At 41.4% G+C, this 1,086-nt stretch carries 1 protein-coding gene; it reads right to left on the bottom strand.

All coding sequences use genetic code 11. The features are described 5' to 3' along the window. Positions 1-120: 120 nt before the first annotated feature. On the bottom strand, positions 121-1,086 hold a 966-nt coding region (locus DXB18_RS16000), incomplete at its 5' end, for a transposase (protein ID WP_147355257.1).

Raw genomic sequence — 1,086 nt, 5'->3', positions numbered from 1 at the left:
GGGCGTGTGAAAAAATGAGAAATCATTTTTCACACGCTCTTTTAAACTAAAAAATCATAAACGAAGTAGTCTCTAAAAGCGCACTTCCCCCTTACCCCATAAATTTGTTGATTTTCAAATCTATGCAGCTGATTTTGTTTTCATCTGTTTGTTGTGGAATTTATAAAGATTGTGTCCCAGTGAAACAAGGTATACTTCAAGTTGAACGGATTTTATCCCTCTTCGCACAATCCGTTTATACCAGCGGTCATTTTTTATAATACCAAAAGTACCTTCTGCCTGGATGGAACGGTTCATTCTAAGCAGCGCGCCCTGGATACTCTCAAGGTTTTCAATTACCTCCTGATGCATCTTTGTTAGTTCCTGATTGACACGCACGGTACGATTTCCTTCTCCCTTTTTGCATTTTTCCGCGTAAGGACATCCACTGCAGTCTTCGCACTGATAAATTTCCTCTTCCCGTCCATACGCATTTCCTTTTATTGCCTTACGGTACTGCAAATGGAATCCCTTTCCATTAGGGCACCGCATTTTTCCATCTCCGTCGATCTTGAAATTAACTGCCCGGAATGGGTCTTCATGATAGTTTCTGTCGGTGGTTTCTTTCTTAAACATTGGGAATTTCATATATTTTTCCAGTCCATTCTGTTCACAGAAAATATAGTTATTATAAGAGCCGTAACCGGCATCCGCTACCGGATATTTGGGGTAGAATCCATAAATATCATGGAACTTATTCATGAGGGGGATGAAACAGTCCATATCTGACCGGTATTGGTTCACATCAACAACCGCTATATACTCATCCGCCACACCGACCTGGACATTATACGCCGGGAGCAGCTGATCATTCCCCATATAGTCCTTTTTGATTCGCATGAAAGTAGCGGAATGATCAGTCTTGGAATAGCTATTGCGTCCATCTCCACAGATTTGGATCTTTTCTACATATTCATTCAGCTTTGACAGATATTCCTTCAGTTTTTCATAATGGCGCTGCTGGACTGACTTTCGATGTCCTTTACCGGCGACAAACGTTGTTTCATCCAACTGCCAGATTTCTACGTATTTCGATGCGGCTTCCTT

The sequence above is a fragment of the Clostridium sp. OM02-18AC genome (assembly GCF_003481825.1).
Lineage (GTDB): Bacteria > Bacillota > Clostridia > Lachnospirales > Lachnospiraceae > Brotaphodocola.
Note: the sequence above shows the minus strand (reverse complement) of the source record. Positions and strands in the feature narration are given on the sequence as shown.